This is a genomic window from Herbaspirillum sp. BH-1 (assembly GCF_002870055.1).
GTDB classification, from domain to species: Bacteria; Pseudomonadota; Gammaproteobacteria; order Burkholderiales; family Burkholderiaceae_D; genus Herbaspirillum; species Herbaspirillum frisingense.
Window position 1 is genome coordinate 85,165 of record NZ_PKOI01000004.1, and the last position, 17,161, is coordinate 102,325.

Genomic DNA, 17,161 nt, shown 5'->3' on the forward strand with positions numbered 1-17,161 from the left:
TACACCATCTACGAAACACAAGGAGCGGAAGTGAAGATAGCGTTTATCGGCGGCGGCAATATGGCAGCGGCCTTGATCGGCGGACTGGTCGGCAAGGTCGCAGCGGCAGAAGACATCCACGTGGTCGATCTCAATGCCGATGCGCTCAAGTCGCTGGCCGACAAGTTCGGCGTCTCCACCGCGCAGGCCATCGATGGCGCCATCACCGGTGTGGACGTCGTGGTGCTGGCAGTCAAGCCGCAGCAGATGCGCGAGGTGGTCGCCACGCTCAAGCCCTTCATCGGCGCGCAACTGATCGTGTCCATTGCTGCTGGCATCCGCATTGTCGACATGGAGCGCTGGCTGGATGGTCATCAGGCCATCGTACGCGCCATGCCCAATACCCCGGCGCTGATCGGTCAGGGCATCTCTGGCGTGGTGCCGCATGCGCAGGTTTCCACGCTGCAGCGCGCGCAGGCCGATTCTATCCTCAAGGCAGTGGGTGAGACCCTGTGGCTGGGCAGTGAAGAGCAGCTCGATGCCGTCACTGCGGTATCGGGCAGCGGCCCCGCCTATGTGTTCTACTTCCTTGAAGCGATGGAGCAGGCTGCAGCCCAGCTGGGTCTGTCCCGTGAAGACGGTCTGCAACTGGCCAAGGCGACTTTTGCCGGTGCCACCGAACTGGCGCGTCGTTCCGATGAATCGGTGGCGACTCTGCGCGAGCGCGTCACTTCCAAGGGCGGCACCACCTATGCGGCACTGACCAGCCTGGAGCAATCCGGCGTGAAGGGCGCCATCGTCCAGGCCCTGCAGGCAGCGGCCACGCGCAGCAAGGAGCTGGGCGACGAGTTCGGAAAGGCCTGATGAGACGGGCGGTTTCTTCCGGAGCGCTGCCGGCCCTGCTGGCGGGAGTCTTGCTGCTGGGCGGTTGCGCATCCACGGCCGACAGCGATGGCTATTACACCGTCAAGCGCGGCGATACCCTCTACAGCATCGGCCGCGACTTCGACCAGAACCCGGGCAACCTGCGCGCCTGGAACAAATTGCGTAATCCGGATGACCTCGAGGTCGGGCAGCGCATCCTGGTGCGCCCACCGGCCGGCGTGGTGGCTCGCACCGGCGCCGGTCAGAGCAGCCGTCCGGCGGCATCCTCCACCGCGACCCGCAAGCCGGCCGCCCGAGCGGCTGCCAAGCCCGCTCCCAAGGACCAGGACGATGACGATGCCCCGGCCCCGGCCGACGCCAAGCTGGACTGGATGTGGCCCACGCAGGGCAAATCCGCCCCCAGCGCGGACAGCTACAAGAAGGGCATCGACATCGCCGGCAGCGATGGACAATCGGTGGTGGCTGCAGCTGCCGGCAAGGTCACCTATGCCGGTCATGGCATCCGTGGCTACGGCAACATGGTGATCATCAAGCACACGCCGCAACTGCTGTCGGTGTATGCCCACAACAAGAGCATCACCGTCAAGGAAGGCCAGATGGTCACGCGCGGCCAGCAGATCGCCACCATGGGCAACAGCGACACCAACAAGGTGAAGCTGTATTTCGAAATCCGCCGCAACGGCAAGCCGGTCAACGTGATGGCCTTGCTGCCGGCGCGCTGACTGGCACGCTGCACCTCACTAAAGATCAGATTCAGGAAAAATCAGGAACCCCCATGGCCAAGCTCGAAGACATCGTCAGAAAACAGAAGACCGGTGCGACCTTCGTCATCAGCGCCCAGATGCTGCACATGAGTCCGAGCGAGTTCGATGCCATCGCCCAGGCCTGGGACGATGACGGTGGCCCTGGCTTCAACGTGACCGGCGTGCCGTTTCGTGTGGTGGTGGACGGGGAATTCCTCATCAGCCGGGTGACGGTGGTGCGCACGACTGCTGAGGTGTAGACAGGTCCGCTCGGCGTCAGCCCTCGCGCTGCAAGCGATAGACCACCGTATCCAGCGCCGTCAATCCGCGCTCCAGGAACTTGGGTTCCTTCTCCAGGATATCCCGACGGTCGATTGCCACGGCTTCGCTGTGCGGCGCGTAGAGCCGTTGTACTTCTTCTTCCGCCACCGAGAAGGGCGGGCCATCCATCTTCTGCTGGTCGTATTCCAGCGTGATCAACAGGCTGCGGGCCTGGGCCGGCAGGCGGCCATAGATCTCGGCGACGTAACGCGCCCGCATCTGTGGCGGCAGCGCGATCAGGGCGGCACGGTCGTAGGCGCCGGCACAGGCCGCCAGGGTGGCGTCTTCCAGCAGGAAGATATCGCCGCACACCAGCTCGATGTTGCCGGCCACGTAGTGCCGGCCCTGAGCGCTTTCATGGATCGCCGGCGTAAGCTGGTTCTCGCTGAAGAACTGGGTGATGGCCAGTTCCGACAGTTCCACGCCCAGCACCCGGTGCCCCTGCTGGGCCAGCCACAGCATGTCCAGCGACTTGCCGCACAGTGGCACCAGCACCGTACTCCCGGCTGGCAAGGCCAGTTGCGGCCAGTATTTCTGTAGCAGGGGCGTCACGCGCTCCTGATGAAAATGCGTGCGGCCTTCGCGCCAGCGTTCCAGCCAGAATTGCGCTTCCATGTCGTCTCCTGTTTTCGTATCGGCGCCCGATGCCGCTTCAGCGCATCAGGTAATCCAGCGCGACACCGGCGAAGATCGCCGCGCCCAGCCAGTTGTTGTTGTTGAAGGCCGCGAAGCAGCGCATGCGGTCACGTTCGCGGATCAGGGTGTAGTGATACAGCGCGAAGCCGCAGGCCACCAGCATGCCGGCCGAGAACCACAGGCCCAATCCGTATTGCAGGCCGACTACCCATACCAGCGCCAGCGCCACGGCGTAGCACAGCATCACGGCCAGCACGTCGTGGCGGCCGAAGGTGATGGCCGAGGTCTTGATGCCGATCTTCAGGTCGTCGTCGCGGTCCACCATCGCATATTCGGTGTCATAGGCCACGGCCCAGAAGATGTTGGCCACCAGCAGCACCCAGGCTGCCAGCGGTACCGTGCCGGTGACCGTGGCGAACCCCATCGGGATGCCGAAGCCGAAGGCAATGCCCAGGTAGGCCTGGGGAATGGCGAAGAAACGCTTGAAGTAGGGATAGGTGGCCGCAATGATCACCGCTGCCACCGACAGTTGCAGGGTCAGCGCGTTCAGCGGCAGGATCAGCAGGAACGACACCAGCGCCAGCACACCTGCCACCATCAGGGCTTCCCAGGACTTGATCTTGCCGGACGTCAACGGCCGCTGCTCGGTGCGCTTGACGTGGCGGTCGAAGTCGCGGTCGGCGTAGTCATTGATGGCGCAGCCGGCCGAACGCATCAGCGCGGTGCCCAGTACGTAGATCAGCAGGATGCGCCAGTCCGGCGGGCCGCCTGCCGCCAGCCACAGGGCGATCAGCGTGGGCCACAGCAAGAGCAGGATGCCGATGGGTTTGTGGGCGCGTACCAGCAGCGCGTATAGCCTTAACCTGTCCATTCGATGTCCGCAAAAACGAAAGTCCGCATTATAATTCGCCTCGCTGTTTGAGCACTGTCGTGCTTTTTTGGTGGTGAGCTGCATCAAACATAAATTTTATAAAAACAGCCTATCCGTTTTGAGACATTTCCAGGTTTTGTGCTGCATAGCCGCAGATTTTTCCTTTGCAGTGGCCGGCAAGGGCCGCTAATGTAACGCCGCTGTCATGGAGCGTTGTTAGCATCAAAACCCCTTTTTTGAGAGGTCCCCTCTGATGAACATGATGAAAACACTGATCGCGACCGGTGTCCTGGCGACGATCACTTCCTCCGCCTTCGCTGCCACCGAGATCAGCTGGTGGCATTCCATGACCGGCGCCCTGGGCGAGCGTGTCAATGCCCTGGCCGACGACTTCAACAAGAGCCAGAGCGACTACAAGGTCGTGCCCGTCTACAAGGGGACCTACGACGAATCGATGTCGGCTGCGATCGCCGCCTACCGTGCAGGCAATGCACCGGACATCCTGCAGGTGTTCGAAGTGGGCACCGCCACCATGATCTACGCCAAGGGTGCGGTCAAGCCGGTGTACGAGGTGATGCACCAGGCCGGCGAGAAGTTCGACCAGAACGACTACGTGCCGGCCGTGGCGGGTTACTACTCGACCCCCAAGGGCATGATGTCCTTCCCCTTCAACAGCTCCACCACCATCATGTTCTACAACAAGGACATGTTCGCCAAGGCTGGCCTGGATCCCGAAAAGCCGCCCGTGACCTGGCAGGAATTCGTTGGCATGGCCGCCAAGATCAAGGCCAGCGGCGCCTCCTGTGCCTACACCACGACCTGGCAATCCTGGGTGCATTTGGAATCGTTTTCAACCTGGCATAACGTCGAGCTGGCGTCCAAGAACAACGGCTTCGGCGGCCTGGATGCACGCCTGAAGATGAATAGCCCGCTGCACGTGCGCCATATCGAGAACCTGTCGAACTGGGCCAAGCAGGGTTACTTCACCTACGCCGGCCGCAAGGACGAGGCCAATGCCAAGTTCAACGCGGGCGAATGCGCCATCATCACCGGCTCCTCCTCGGCCTACGCCGATATCCGCAAGAACGCCAAGTTCAAGTTCGGCGTGGCCACCCTGCCGTACTACAACGATGTGCAGGGCGCACCCCAGAACACCGTCATCGGTGGTGCTTCGCTGTGGGTGATGAATGGCAAGAAGGGCGACGAGTACAAGGGCGTGGCCAAGTTCTTCAGCTATCTGTCCAAGCCGGAAGTGGCCGCCAAGTGGCACCAGGATACCGGCTACCTGCCGGTGACCAAGGCTGCCTACGAGCTGACCAAGAAGTCCGGCTTCTATGAGCGCAATCCGGGTACCGACGTGGCCGCCAAGCAGATGATCGTCAAGACCACCGACAAGTCGCGCGGTCTGCGCCTGGGCAACTACGCCCAGGTCCGTACCGTGTTCGATGAGGAACTGGAAAACGTCTGGACCGGCAAGAAGAGCCCCAAGGAAGCCCTGGATTCGGCCGTCAAGCGTGGCGACGAACTGTTGGTCCGCTTCGAAAAGGCCAACAAGGGTAACCAGTAATTCCGTCAGTCCCGCCCCTGCATGCCTACCGGCATGAAGGGGCCGGAAGCGGCGATGGCGCTCCGGCAACGGGGCCCATCGCCGGTTTCCATTTCCAGTCATTCAAACTTCTTTGACGCCGGGGAACCCGGCAGGAACGATCGTGGAAAAACGCGCGCGATTCACCTCTAAGTGGTTGCCCTATCTGCTGGTGGCGCCGCAGATCGTGATCACATTGCTGTTCTTTTTCTGGCCCGCCGCGCAGGCGCTGTACCAGTCCATGCTGTTGCAGGATGCCTTCGGCGGCTATTCCGAATTCGTCTGGCTCGACAACTTCAAGACCCTCTTCGGCGATCCGACCTACCTCGAATCGTTCCGGACCACGGCGGTCTTCTCGGCGCTGGTGGCTTTCTTCGGCCTGGCGGTGTCGCTGCTGCTGGCAGTCTTCGCCGACCGTGTGCGGCGCGGCACCTCGATCTACAAGACCTTCCTGATCTGGCCCTATGCGGTCTCACCGGTGGTGGTGGGCGTGCTGTGGATGTTCCTGCTCAGTCCCTCGCTGGGCATCCTCTCGCACGTACTGAGCTGGCTGGGCCTGCCCTGGGACTACATGATCAACGGCACGCACGCGATGATCCTGATCGTGATCGCCGCCATCTGGAAGCAGATCAGCTACAACTTCCTGTTCTTCCTGGCTGGCCTGCAGTCGATTCCGAAGTCGCTCATCGAAGCGGCCGCCATCGATGGCGCCGGGCCGGTCAAGCGCTTCTTCACCATCGTCTTCCCGCTGATCTCGCCGACCACCTTCTTCCTGTTCGTGGTCAACGTGGTCTATGCCTTCTTCGATACCTTCGTCATCGTCGATGCCACCACCCACGGCGGTCCCGGCAAGGACACCGAGATCCTGGTCTACAAGGTGTTTTCCGATGGCTTCAAGGGCGGCGACCTGGGCAGTTCTGCGGCACAGTCGGTGGTGCTGATGGCGCTGGTGATCCTGCTGACGGTGGTGCAGTTCAAGTACGTCGAGAAGAAGGTCCAATACGCATGAACACCGTCACCACCATGAACACCATGAAGATTGTCCGCCAGGAGGTGGCAGCATGATCGAACGTCGCCCCATCCTCGATTTCCTCAGCCATGTGGTACTGGTGCTGGGGGTGCTGATCGTGTTCTTTCCGCTCTACGTGGCCTTCGTGGCCAGTACCCAGACCGCCGAGCAATCGGCCCTGTCGCCGCTGTCGCTGGTGCCGGGCGGGGAGCTGGTCAACAACTACAGCGCCGTGCTGTTCAAGGGCGCGTCCGGGCAGGTCACGGCGCCGCCGGTCCTGCACATGCTGTGGGTGAGCCTGGCCACTGCGCTCATCATCGCCATCGGCAAGATTTCCATTTCCATGCTGTCGGCCTTTGCCATCGTGTACTTCCGCTTCCCCGGTCGAGGCCTGTTCTTCTGGATGATCTTCGTCACCCTGATGTTGCCGGTAGAGGTGCGCATCACGCCGACCTACCAGGTGGTGTCCGACCTGGGCATGCTCAACAGCTATGCCGGCCTGAGCGTACCGCTCATTGCGTCGGCCACGGCGACCTTCCTGTTCCGCCAGTTCTTCCTGACGGTGCCGGACGAACTGGCCGAGGCGGCGCGCATTGATGGCGCCGGCCCCTTGCGTTTCCTCAAGGACGTGCTGTGGCCCCTGTCGCGCACCAACGTGATCGCGCTCTTCGTGATCATGTTCATCTATGGCTGGAACCAGTACCTGTGGCCGTTGATCATCGCCACCGATCCCGGCATGTATCCGATCGGCATCGGCATCAAGACCCTGATTTCCGGCGGCGATTCGGCCGTGGAATGGAACCTCGTGATGGCCACCATGATCCTGGCCATGCTGCCGCCCGGCCTGGTGGTGGTGGTGATGCAGAAATGGTTCGTCAAGGGCCTGGTTGATTCCGAGAAATAATTTATATCATTTACGACGCCCATTGACGGCGCTTACCATCATGGCAGCAATCCACCTCAAGCAAGTCCGCAAGACCTACGGCAATGGCCCCAAGGCGGTCGACGTGATCCATGGCATCGATGCCGAGATCGCCGACGGCGAATTCATCGTCATGGTCGGGCCATCCGGCTGCGGCAAGTCGACGCTGCTGCGCATGGTCGCGGGCCTGGAAGACATCAGCAGCGGCCAGATCGTCATCGGCGAGCGCGTGGTCAATGACCTGGAACCCAAGGAGCGCGACATCGCCATGGTGTTCCAGAACTATGCACTCTATCCGCACATGACGGTGTATCAGAACATGGCTTACGGCCTGAAGATCCAGGGCCTGTCCAAGAGCGAGATCGACGAGCGCGTGCAGCGTGCTGCCGCCATCCTGGAACTGGGCGCGTTGCTGGAGCGCACTCCGCGCCAGCTCTCCGGCGGCCAGCGCCAGCGCGTGGCCATGGGCCGTGCCATCGTGAGGAAACCTGCAGTGTTCCTCTTCGACGAGCCTCTCTCCAACCTGGATGCCAAGCTGCGCGTGCAGATGCGCCTGGAAATCCAGAAGCTGCACGCCAGCCTGCGCACCACCAGCCTGTATGTCACCCACGACCAGGTCGAGGCGATGACCCTGGGCCAGCGCATGATCGTCATGAACCGTGGCGTGGCCGAGCAGATCGGCACGCCGGCCGAGGTGTATGCGCGCCCGGCCACCACTTTCGTGGCCAGCTTCATCGGTTCACCGCCGATGAACCTGCTGCAGGGCAGGGTCAGTACGGATGGCACCGGCTTCGAGGTCAGCAAGGGGGATGAGGCCGATACCATCCGCCTGCCGCAGCCGGCAAGCGCTGCCGCGGGCCAGGAACGCATCCTCGGCGTACGTCCGGAACACCTGCTGCCCATCCTCGACGGCTCGGCCGCACAGCTTTCGCTGGAAGTGGAACTGGTGGAAGCGCTGGGTGCCGAGCTGCTGGTGCATGCGCGCTGCGGCGGCCAGGCGCTGGTGCTGCGCTGTCCTGCCAATGTGCCGGTCAGTACCGGTCAGCATATCGGTGCGTCATTCGGCGCGACGGACGTGCATTGGTTTGATGTGCAGAGTACGCGTCGCATCGGCTGACTTGCCCATGCTGGCCCAGGTGCGTTATTGCCTGATGGGCAGGCTTGCCCTATCATGACCCGGACCTGATTCCGGGAAAGCCTGATATGAAGCCTTCTGAAGCCCTGGCCAGCCACCGTGCCGCGATTCGCCATGTTGTCGAGTCCCATCGCGCCCTCAATGCCAGGGTATTCGGCTCCGTTGCGCACGGCCAGGATACCGAGGGCAGCGATCTCGACATCCTGATCGATCCCACGCCAGAAACTTCGCTCATGGACGTGGCTGCCATTCAGGTGGAATTGCAGCATCTGCTGGGGGTGTCAGTGGATGTGCTGACCCCCAGGGCCTTGCCCGAGGAAATGCGCAGGCAGATACTTTCCGAGGCAATTCCGGTATGAACAAGGCCGGGCGGGTGGCGAGCTATCTCGGCCATATCCTGCATGCCATCGAGCGGATCGACCGCTACACGGCAGAAATGGATGAACTGGTGTTCCTCGCCAACGAACTGGTGCAGGACGCCGTCATCCGCAATATCGAAATCATCGGCGAGGCTGCCAACAACATTCTGCGGGCTGATCCCGAATTCGCCGCACGACATGACCACATCCCCTGGCTGGTCATGTACACGATGCGAAATCGTGTCTCGCACGGCTACGACAAGGTGGACATGGAAGTCGTCTGGAACACGGTGCAACGTGATCTGCCATTGCTCCACGCGCAGATTGCCCCGCTGGTCGCAGACGTTGGCCCTTAGCCGACCGTCGTTTCTTCCGTCAGCATCTGCACCCCATTGAGATTGCACGCCAGCACCGCCTGATGCACGGCATCGATGGCGGCCTGCCGGGTGAAGCTCTTGCGCCAGGCGATCACCACGCGGCGCGAGGGAGCCGGCGCCACGAAGGGGACGTAGCGCACCATGCCGTCGCGGGTGTTGGCATCGGGGATGGAGGCGCGCGGCAATACGGTCACGCCGATGCCGGACGACACCATGTGGCGGATCGTCTCCAGCGACGAGCCCTCGAAGGTGCGGGCGATGCCGTCGCCATTGGTGGAAAAGCGCGACATCTCGGGACAGACTTCCAGCACCTGGTCGCGGAAGCAGTGGCCATTGCCCAGCAGCAGCATGGTTTCTGTCTTGAGTTCGCGGGCGTCGATTTCCTTGCGTTCGGCCCACTTGTGCTGACGCGGCAGGGCGACCATGAATTCCTCGTCGTACAGCGGCAGCACGTTCAGACCGTGCTCGGGGAAGGGCAGGGCCATGATGGCCGCATCGAGCTCGCCCTGGCGCAGCAGTTCGATCAGGCGGGTGGTGAAATTCTCCTGCAGGATCAGCGGCATCTGCGGCACGCGCTCGATCATGGTCTTGACCAGCGAGGGCAGCAGGTAGGGGCCGATGGTATAGATGATGCCCAGGCGCAGCGGGCCCGATAGCGGGTCCTTGTTCTGGTTGGCGATCTCCTTGATGGCCGCCGTCTGCTCCAGCACGCGTTCGGCCTGCGCCACGATCTGCGCGCCCAGCGGCGTGACCGAGACCTCGGTACCGCCGCGCTCGAAGATCACGACCCCAAGTTCGTCTTCCAGCTTCTTGATGGCCACCGACAGCGTGGGCTGGGCGACGAAACAAGCTTCTGCTGCATGGCCGAAATGCTTTTCGCGCGCGACGGCCACGATGTATTTGAGTTCTGTAAGTGTCATGCTGTTATGCCGAATCGTTTTGGGGACTATAGCGTATTTTCGCATGGGCCACCTGCGCCGGCGCAAGGCGGGCCGTCCTCCATTGGCGCAGGATGGGAGCGGCATTGGCGAGGCTGGGTGCCGGTGTTATCGTCCTGTCACGGCTTGGTCACAATGGACAGGTATGTTGTCACGCACTTTTCCGGCGAAGGGGAGTGCCGCGTTCGCCGCTTTATCTTGCACACGAGGAAACAATGGATAAGGAAGAACTGGTCAAGCGCGTCCACCGCGAACTGGCCGACAGCTACGACGAAGAAATGGAACTGGAACTGGAAGACCGTACCGTGGACCCGGTCACCGGCGAGTTCTCCAGCGCCCATGGCGAAGAGGAAAAGGAATACCGCCGCCTGTATTTCCGCGAACTGTTCCGCCTGCAGGGCGAGCTGGTCAAGCTGCAGGACTGGGTGGTGCAGACCGGCCACAAGGTGGTGATCGTATTCGAAGGCCGTGACGCGGCCGGCAAGGGCGGCGTGATCAAACGCATCACCCAGCGCCTGAACCCCCGCGTGGCACGCGTGGCCGCGCTGCCGGCTCCCAACGACCGCGAACGCACGCAGTGGTATTTCCAGCGCTATGTCTCGCACCTGCCGGCCGCCGGCGAGATCGTGCTGTTCGACCGCAGCTGGTACAACCGTGCCGGCGTGGAACGGGTGATGGGCTTCTGCAGCGACGAGCAGTACGAGGAATTCTTCCGCTCGGTGCCGGAGTTCGAACGCATGCTCACCCGTGCCGGCATCCAGGTCATCAAGTACTGGTTCTCCATCACCGATGAAGAGCAGCACCTGCGCTTCCTCTCGCGCATCCATGATCCGCTCAAGCAGTGGAAGCTCAGCCCCATGGACCTCGAATCGCGCCGCCGCTGGGAGGAATACACCAAGGCCAAGGAAGTGATGCTGGAGCGTACCCACATTCCGGAAGCACCGTGGTGGGTGGTGCAGGCGGTGGACAAGAAGAAGGCTCGCCTGAACTGCATCCAGCACCTGCTGCAGCAGATGCCCTATGCCGAAGTGCCGCATGCGCCGATCCAGCTGCCCGAGCGCGAGCGCCACGAGGACTACGAGCGCCACCCCGTGCCGGATTCGATGATCGTGCCGGAATACTATTGATCCCTGCCCGGGACCCCGCATGAAAAATGGCCGGAGACGAAGTCTCCGGCCATTGTCATTGGTGCTGCCGGCGTGTGGCCAGAGCGGGGCTTGCCCGGTTTAGTCGAAGTACTTGGAAATGACTTCGCCAAACGCCTGTTCAGCCGACATGCCATTGAGCATCAGCTTGCTGATCTCATCGGAATGCTGGTTGATTTCGTCAGGCAGCATGTGGCGGTTGGCCTTGAAGTAGGCGTACTTTTCGCCATCCACCGCTTCCCGGGCGCGGGCCGCGGCGGTGGTCGGACGAGCACTGCCGGCCGCACTGCGGGCCGACGCCGCACGGGCTGCGCGCGGAGTGCTGCGGGTACCGCTGCCGCCGGTGGCGACGATGCGCTTGATATGGTCCAGCGTGAAGATGGGCGTGACGTTGCCGGGACCGAATTCGGTTTCCTCGGCGCGGTGCAGGTGGTGATTGCCATCGAAGGCCATCTTCTTGTCGAAGCTGTTGATCACTTCGTAGTGGGGCTTTTGCACCGAACCGAACATGCTGAAATGGACACGGTCGCCGTAGGAGGTCATCTGGGTGATCACGCCGTTGAGGAATTCGGCCTTGATCGCCTCGACGTTGCCATGCCAGCGTTTGGTTTTGCTTGAACTCAAAATAACTCTTCCAATGATGCAGGCGCGGCCTCCGGTCGATGTCGTGTGTCTGGCATCGATGTGGCCGAAGCCATCAAGGTCGCGCGAATTAAAAACGGGGGGATGAAAGCAATATTATCCTCCTCCACACGTCTTCTTGCATGACCGAAGCTGACTTTTTCTTCAGTCGAATGCCAGGGCAACTGGATTTTGGGTAGTTTTCCAAAGAATTTATGCAGCTTTTCGCAGAAATTGCTTGAAAAGCATGTCTCCCACCGCCATCTATTTTCTTTCTGGCAAGAAATGCCGCCCCTGCTTTCTCTCCCAAAGGCCCCTCATGCGCCGTAGCATCAGCTCCGTCTTCATCATCCTCGGCCTGCTGGCCGCCCTGCATGCCTGGATAGGCTGGCAATTGCTGCCCGCCCTGAGCATCCACCCCGGCTGGATAGCACTGGGCGCGGCGGTGCTGACACTGTCCTTCCTGCTCATGCCAGTGGCCCTGGCGGCACCCTACCTGAAGCGGCGCGGGCTTTCCGAGGCCTGGTCCGACCGTCTGGCCTGGGCCGGGATGCTGGCCATGGGCGCGTTTTCCTCGGCCCTGCTGCTGACCTTGCTGCGCGCCATCGCGCTGGCGCTGCTGCCCTGGCTGGCGGCCTCGCTGTCGCCCATCCAGCGGCAGGAGATGGTGGAGCTGACCGCCTGGCTGGTGCTGGCCCTGACCGCCGCGGCCACGGTCATCGGCTATCTCAATGCGCGCCGCACCGCAGCCGTGGTCGAGGTCGATGTGCCCATCGCCAACCTGCCGCCTGCGCTGGAGGGTTTCACCATCGTCCAGATCAGCGACATCCATGTCGGTCCCACCATCAAGGCGCCTTACCTGCAGGCCATCGTGGACAAGGTCAATGCCTTGCAGCCGGACGTGGTGGCCATCACCGGTGATCTGGTCGATGGCAGCGTGCGCCAGCTGGCACCGCACACCGCGCCGCTGGCGCAATTGCGTGCCCGTCACGGCGCCTACTTCGTCACCGGCAATCACGAGTACTACTCCAATGCCCATGAATGGATAGACGAGGTGCGTCGCCTGGGCGTGACCGTGCTGATGAACGAACACGTGGTACTGCGCCACGAGGATGCCGGGCTGGTCCTGGCCGGGGTCACCGACTACACCGCCCATCACTTCGATCCGACCCATCGCAGCGATCCGCAGGCGGCCATCGCCGATGCGCCCGCCCATCATCCGCGCATCCTGCTGGCGCACCAGCCGCGCAGCGCCACGGCAGCCGCCGCAGCGGGCTACGACCTGCAGCTGTCGGGCCACACCCATGGCGGCCAGTTCTTCCCCTGGAATTTCTTCGTCCCGCTGCAACAGCCCTACGTGGCCGGCCTCAAGCGCCTGCAGGGCCTGTGGATCTACGTCAGCCGGGGTACCGGCTATTGGGGCCCGCCCAAGCGCCTGCTGGCGCCTTCCGAAATCACCCGGGTACGCCTGACGGCGCGCTGAGCTCCGACCCGGCGTCTTCCTGCCGTGCCAGCCGCCGCATGGCCTGCGGTGGCTGACCGAACAGGCGCAGGCAGACCCGGCGCATGCGGTCTGCGTCGCCGAACCCGGTAGCGCGGGCGATGCTCTCCAGGGTGTCCTGCGATTGTTCGATACGCAGCCGCGCCGCCTCGGCCCGCATCTGCTCGATGGCGCGCGCCGGCGTCTGACCGGTCTCGGCCGCGAAGCTGCGGTCGAACTGGCGGCGGCTCAGGCAAGCCACCTCGGCCAGCACATCCACCGTCAATTCGTGCTGCAGATGTTCGCGGGCATAGGCCAGGGCGCGCCGGATGCGCTCTGAACCGCCATCGATTTCCTGCAGCGCCGAGAACTGCGACTGCCCGCCCGGCCGGCGGTAATACACCACCAGCTCGCGTGCCACCGAACGCGCCAGTTCGGCGCCGTGATCGTCCTCGATGAGCGCCAGTGCCAGGTCGATCCCGGCGGAAATGCCGGCCGAGGTCCACACACTGCCATCGCGCGAATAGATGCGGTCGCTGTCCACTATCACCTGCGGATGCATCTGCTGCAGCTTGGCCGCCATGCGCCAGTGCGTGGTGGCCCGCTTGCCATCCAGCACGCCCGCCGCCGCCAGCACGAAGGCTCCGGTGCAGACGCCGGCGATGCGCCGCGAACGTGCTGCCGCCCGCACGATGTAGCGCCGCAGTTCGGCCGACACCAGGCCTTCGCGAGGGGCACCACCGCCGGCCACCACCAGCGTATCGAAGCTGGTGCGGCCGATGCGTTCGGTCTGGATCATGGCTCCGGCCGAACTGCGGATCAGTCCGCCCGCTTCGGAATGGAGCGTGAGCCGATACAGCGAGCGGCCCGCCACCCGGTTGGCTGCATCGAAGGCCGACAGGGGGCCGGTGAAGTCGAGCATGCTGCAATCGGCGAAGATCAGGAAGGCGGTATCACGCGGGGACATGGTGCAAAAAACCTCAAATGGCCTGAAGTGCCGGAATTATGACATTCAAGCCATGGCCGTGCACGGCACACTGCAGCGCATCTCCACCCGTGCCAGCCATCATGAACACCCTTCCTGCCGTTCCATCTCCGTCCCCGGTCACCGCGCTCCAGGTAGCCTCCCCGCATCGCTGGAAGGTATTGGCCGCAGGAGTGGCGGCCAATGCCAGCTTCGCCGCCGTGTTTTCCGGCATTCCCGTGACCTCGCTGGTGCTGCGCAGCGACTACCAGCTCAGCAATGCCCAACTGGGCTGGGTGCTGGGCCTGTTGAGCCTGGGCGTGGCGCTGGGCGAATTGCCCTGGGGTCTGCTGACCGACCGTCTGGGCGACCGCAAGGTGCTGCTGGCGGGCCTGCTGGGCTGCAGTGTCGCGCTCGGCCTGTTGATCCTAAATGCCTTGCCCGGTCACGGCACGGCGGCCTATGGCTGGCTGTGCGGCGGCCTGATGCTGGCCGGCCTGCTGGGCGGCAGTGTCAATGGTGCCAGCGGCCGCGCCATCATGGGCTGGTTTGCTGACGGTGAGCGCGGTCTGGCCATGAGCATCCGCCAGACGGCCGTGCCACTGGGTGGCGGCGCAGGTGCACTGGTGCTGCCGACGCTGGCGGCCCATACCGGCTTTGGCGCGGTCTATGGCGTATTGATGGCGGCTTGCCTGGGCAGTGTCGCCCTGGTCCTGCTGTGGCTGCGCGAGCCGCCGGTCATGCCGCATGTGATCGCATCGGCCGCATCGGCCGCACCAGCCGCGCCCGCCCTGCGTCGTCTGCTGGTATGGCGGCTGGCCCTGGGCATCGGCCTGCTGTGCGCGCCGCAGGTGGCGCTGATCAGCTTTGGTGGAATCTTCCTGCACGAGGTCGGTCAGGCCGGCCTGCTGGCGATCAGCGTGCTGCTGACCCTGGTGCAGGTGGGGGCGGCGGTGGCCCGCATTGCCAGTGGCCGCTGGACCGATCGCCGTGGCCGCCGGCGCGCCTACCTGCGGACCTGTGCGCTGGCCAGCGCCGCGCTGTTCGCCCTGCTGGGCGGACTCGCTTCCCATGCCATGTCGACGTCCTTGTTCTGGCTCGCGCTGGTGCTGGTGGTGGCAGGCGTGGTGGTATCGGCCTGGCACGGCGTGGCCTATACCGAACTGGCCGTGGTGGCCGGTCCGGCTCAGGTCGGCACCGCCCTGGGGCTGGGCAACAGTTGCGTGTTCCTGGTCTTCTTCCTCTGCGCCCAGGCCGTGCCGCTGCTGCTGCAGTGGCAGGGCTGGCAGGCAGTGTGGCTGGGTACGGCAGGGGTGGCGCTGCTGGTGTGGTTCCTGTTTCCGCCGCCACCTTCGTCGCCCGCGTGAGCCGCCTGAATCAGCGAAAAGGACCGGTCTTAGACGACCGGTCTAATTTTTCGTTAGAATGGACGTCATGCGAGAAAACTATGGCGAAAACAAACGCAACATCCTCCTGGCCGGCCGCGCAATCATTGCGCAAAAAGGCTTCTCCGGCGTCGGCCTGTCGGAAATCCTGGCCGCTGCCGACATCCCCAAGGGTTCCTTCTATCACTACTTCGGTTCCAAGGAACAATACGGCCGCGAACTGATCGAGCACTATGTGGCCGGTTACCTGGACCGGCTGGAACAGGTCCTCGGTCAATCCAGCCATGACAGCAGCGCCCGCGAGCGTCTGCTGACCTACTGGGGCTACTGGCTGGAAAGCCAGTGCTGCCAGGAAGTGGAGCAACGCTGCCTGGTGGTCAAGCTCTCGGCCGAGGTGGCCGATCTTTCCGAAGACATGCGTCAGGTCCTGCACGCCGGCACGCAGCGCTTCATTGAACGCATTGCCACCTGCATCGAAGAGGGTATCGCCGAAGGGTCCTTGCACACCGTGCTCGAACCGCTGGCCACGGCCACCATGCTCTACCAGCAATGGCTGGGTGCCAGCCTGCTGACCAAGCTCAGCCGCGACCGCACGCCGATGGAAGCCGCCATGCTGGTGACCCGGCGGGTACTGGTGCCGCCGCAATAGCGCAACAGGAACGTCGTGCTCTCACCCTGATTGAACAGAACACCGAAAGGAATACCCATGACCCAGACTGCCAAGACCAACCGCCGCATCGTCCTCGCCTCGCGTCCGACCGGCACCCCCGGCCCCGACAACTTCCGCCTGGAAGAAGTCGCCATCCCCGAACTGCAGGAAGGGCAGATCCTGTTGCGCGGCGAATGGCTGTCGCTGGACCCCTACATGCGTGGCCGCATGAGCGATGCCCCTTCCTACGCACCACCAGTGGAAATCGACGGCGTCATGACCGGCGGCGTCGTGTCCAGCGTGGTGGCCTCGCGTCACGCCGATTTCAAGGAAGGCGAGCGCGTGATGGCCTATACCGGCTGGCAGGAGTACGCCATCTCCGACGGCAGCGGCGTCAACAAGCTGCCGGCCGACTTCGCCCATCCCTCGCATGCGCTGGGTGTGCTGGGCATGCCGGGTTACACGGCCTATGCCGGCCTGATCGATATCGGCCAGCCGCGTGCAGGTGAAACCGTCGTGGTCGCGGCCGCCACCGGTGCCGTCGGCTCGCTGGTGGGGCAGATCGCCAAGCAGCGCGGTTGTCACGTGGTCGGTATCGCCGGCGGTGCGCAGAAATGTGAATCGGCGGTCAAGGAACTGGGCTTTGACGCCTGCATCGACCACCGCGCCGCCGACTTCGCGCAGCAGCTGCAGGCCGCCTGCCCGCGTGGCATCGACGTGTATTTCGAAAACGTCGGCGGCGCCGTGCTGGACGCCGTCTTCCCGCTGCTCAACATCCACGCCCGCGTGCCGGTGTGCGGCCTGATCGCCCACTACAACGGCGCTACCCTGGCCACCGAGAGCGCCGCCTTCCTGCGTCGCGTGCTGACCCAGCGCATCCGCGTGCAGGGTTTCATCATCTTCGACTACTACGTCAACCGGCCCGACCTGTATGCCGCCTTCCAGAAGGAAGTCGGCACCTGGCTCAAGGAAGGCAAGCTGCACTACCGCGAAGACGTGGTGCAAGGCCTGGAAAACGCGCCGGAGGCCTTCATGGGCCTGCTGCAGGGCAAGAACTTCGGCAAGCTGGTGGTCAAGCTGGACTGAGGCGCCGTTCCCTGGCGCATCTGCTCATCCCGGGGCCACGCCCCGGCAACCGGTGCGGCGGCGATCCCGCT

19 protein-coding genes are annotated in these 17,161 nt (G+C 63.5%); 14 read left to right on the top strand and 5 right to left on the bottom strand.

Going from position 1 to position 17,161, the window contains the following annotated elements; genetic code table 11:
* Window positions 1-30: 30 nt before the first annotated feature.
* Genes proC through HBH1_RS07175 form a run of 3 tightly spaced genes read left to right on the top strand, consistent with a single transcriptional unit; the run spans window position 31 to window position 1,867 of the window.
* On the top strand, window positions 31-843 hold the full coding sequence (gene proC, locus HBH1_RS07165; protein WP_006462011.1) for a pyrroline-5-carboxylate reductase: 813 nt from the start codon (window positions 31-33) through the stop codon (window positions 841-843).
* Window positions 843-1,586: a peptidoglycan DD-metalloendopeptidase family protein gene (locus HBH1_RS07170; RefSeq protein ID WP_102662163.1), complete on the top strand. Its 744-nt coding sequence runs from the start codon at window positions 843-845 to the stop codon at window positions 1,584-1,586. Before proC ends, HBH1_RS07170 begins: the two co-directional genes overlap by 1 nt.
* A 53-nt stretch (window positions 1,587-1,639) precedes the next feature.
* A complete protein-coding gene (locus tag HBH1_RS07175) occupies window positions 1,640-1,867 on the top strand; it encodes a hypothetical protein (protein WP_006462013.1) in 228 nt (75 codons plus the stop codon).
* 16 nt (window positions 1,868-1,883) lie between these two features.
* On the opposite strand, the gene HBH1_RS07180 is transcribed toward HBH1_RS07175, so the two are convergent.
* Window positions 1,884-2,543 carry a thiopurine S-methyltransferase gene (locus tag HBH1_RS07180; protein ID WP_102662164.1) on the bottom strand — a complete coding sequence of 220 codons (660 nt, stop codon included), beginning with the start codon at window positions 2,541-2,543 and terminating at the stop codon, window positions 1,884-1,886.
* A gap of 37 nt (window positions 2,544-2,580) precedes the next feature.
* The gene (ubiA, locus tag HBH1_RS07185) at window positions 2,581-3,435 is read right to left on the bottom strand and encodes a 4-hydroxybenzoate octaprenyltransferase (RefSeq protein ID WP_102662165.1); all 855 of its coding nucleotides are present in this window, start codon (window positions 3,433-3,435) and stop codon (window positions 2,581-2,583) included.
* 253 nt (window positions 3,436-3,688) lie between these two features.
* Here ubiA and ugpB point away from each other — a divergent pair, with 253 nt between their 5' ends.
* The 6 genes from ugpB to HBH1_RS07215 all read left to right on the top strand — a co-directional run bounded on the left by ugpB (window position 3,689) and on the right by HBH1_RS07215 (window position 8,801).
* Window positions 3,689-5,002, top strand: a complete 1,314-nt coding sequence (gene ugpB, locus HBH1_RS07190) for a sn-glycerol-3-phosphate ABC transporter substrate-binding protein UgpB (RefSeq protein WP_102662166.1) — start codon at window positions 3,689-3,691, stop codon at window positions 5,000-5,002.
* A 142-nt stretch (window positions 5,003-5,144) separates the two neighbouring features.
* Entirely contained in the window at window positions 5,145-6,029 is an 885-nt protein-coding gene (ugpA, locus tag HBH1_RS07195; protein ID WP_102662167.1) for a sn-glycerol-3-phosphate ABC transporter permease UgpA, read from the top strand.
* A gap of 52 nt (window positions 6,030-6,081) precedes the next feature.
* The gene (gene ugpE, locus HBH1_RS07200) at window positions 6,082-6,933 is read left to right on the top strand and encodes a sn-glycerol-3-phosphate ABC transporter permease UgpE (protein WP_006462022.1); all 852 of its coding nucleotides are present in this window, start codon (window positions 6,082-6,084) and stop codon (window positions 6,931-6,933) included.
* A gap of 40 nt (window positions 6,934-6,973) precedes the next feature.
* Entirely contained in the window at window positions 6,974-8,068 is a 1,095-nt protein-coding gene (locus HBH1_RS07205) for a sn-glycerol-3-phosphate import ATP-binding protein UgpC (protein ID WP_102662339.1), read from the top strand.
* Between the two features lie 86 nt (window positions 8,069-8,154).
* Window positions 8,155-8,445, top strand: coding sequence for a nucleotidyltransferase family protein (locus tag HBH1_RS07210; RefSeq protein ID WP_102662168.1), 291 nt, complete (start codon window positions 8,155-8,157; stop codon window positions 8,443-8,445).
* The gene (locus HBH1_RS07215; RefSeq protein ID WP_102662169.1) at window positions 8,442-8,801 is read left to right on the top strand and encodes a HepT-like ribonuclease domain-containing protein; all 360 of its coding nucleotides are present in this window, start codon (window positions 8,442-8,444) and stop codon (window positions 8,799-8,801) included. Before HBH1_RS07210 ends, HBH1_RS07215 begins: the two co-directional genes overlap by 4 nt.
* Here the strand turns inward: HBH1_RS07215 and HBH1_RS07220 are convergent.
* The gene (locus HBH1_RS07220) at window positions 8,798-9,742 is read right to left on the bottom strand and encodes a LysR substrate-binding domain-containing protein (RefSeq protein WP_102662170.1); all 945 of its coding nucleotides are present in this window, start codon (window positions 9,740-9,742) and stop codon (window positions 8,798-8,800) included. The two genes, HBH1_RS07215 and HBH1_RS07220, sit on opposite strands and share 4 nt — an antisense overlap.
* A gap of 233 nt (window positions 9,743-9,975) precedes the next feature.
* Here HBH1_RS07220 and ppk2 point away from each other — a divergent pair, with 233 nt between their 5' ends.
* Entirely contained in the window at window positions 9,976-10,887 is a 912-nt protein-coding gene (ppk2, locus tag HBH1_RS07225; protein WP_102662171.1) for a polyphosphate kinase 2, read from the top strand.
* A gap of 99 nt (window positions 10,888-10,986) precedes the next feature.
* Here ppk2 and HBH1_RS07230 read toward each other — a convergent pair whose 3' ends face one another.
* Window positions 10,987-11,529 (bottom strand): hypothetical protein, encoded by a 543-nt coding sequence (locus tag HBH1_RS07230; RefSeq protein WP_102662172.1) that lies wholly within the window; start codon window positions 11,527-11,529, stop codon window positions 10,987-10,989.
* Between the two features lie 316 nt (window positions 11,530-11,845).
* On the opposite strand from HBH1_RS07230, the gene HBH1_RS07235 reads away from it, so the two are divergent.
* Window positions 11,846-13,009, top strand: coding sequence for a metallophosphoesterase (locus HBH1_RS07235; protein ID WP_102662173.1), 1,164 nt, complete (start codon window positions 11,846-11,848; stop codon window positions 13,007-13,009).
* On the opposite strand, the gene HBH1_RS07240 is transcribed toward HBH1_RS07235, so the two are convergent.
* Entirely contained in the window at window positions 12,981-13,973 is a 993-nt protein-coding gene (locus HBH1_RS07240) for a GlxA family transcriptional regulator (protein ID WP_102662174.1), read from the bottom strand. The two genes, HBH1_RS07235 and HBH1_RS07240, sit on opposite strands and share 29 nt — an antisense overlap.
* Window positions 13,974-14,074: 101 nt before the next feature.
* Between HBH1_RS07240 and HBH1_RS07245 the strand changes: the two genes are divergently transcribed.
* The 3 genes from HBH1_RS07245 to HBH1_RS07255 all read left to right on the top strand — a co-directional run bounded on the left by HBH1_RS07245 (window position 14,075) and on the right by HBH1_RS07255 (window position 17,090).
* Window positions 14,075-15,337, top strand: coding sequence for an MFS transporter (locus tag HBH1_RS07245; protein WP_102662175.1), 1,263 nt, complete (start codon window positions 14,075-14,077; stop codon window positions 15,335-15,337).
* 67 nt (window positions 15,338-15,404) lie between these two features.
* Window positions 15,405-16,004 (top strand): TetR/AcrR family transcriptional regulator, encoded by a 600-nt coding sequence (locus HBH1_RS07250; protein ID WP_102662176.1) that lies wholly within the window; start codon window positions 15,405-15,407, stop codon window positions 16,002-16,004.
* A 57-nt stretch (window positions 16,005-16,061) separates the two neighbouring features.
* Window positions 16,062-17,090 carry an NADP-dependent oxidoreductase gene (locus HBH1_RS07255; protein ID WP_102662177.1) on the top strand — a complete coding sequence of 343 codons (1,029 nt, stop codon included), beginning with the start codon at window positions 16,062-16,064 and terminating at the stop codon, window positions 17,088-17,090.
* Window positions 17,091-17,161: the final 71 nt, after the last annotated feature.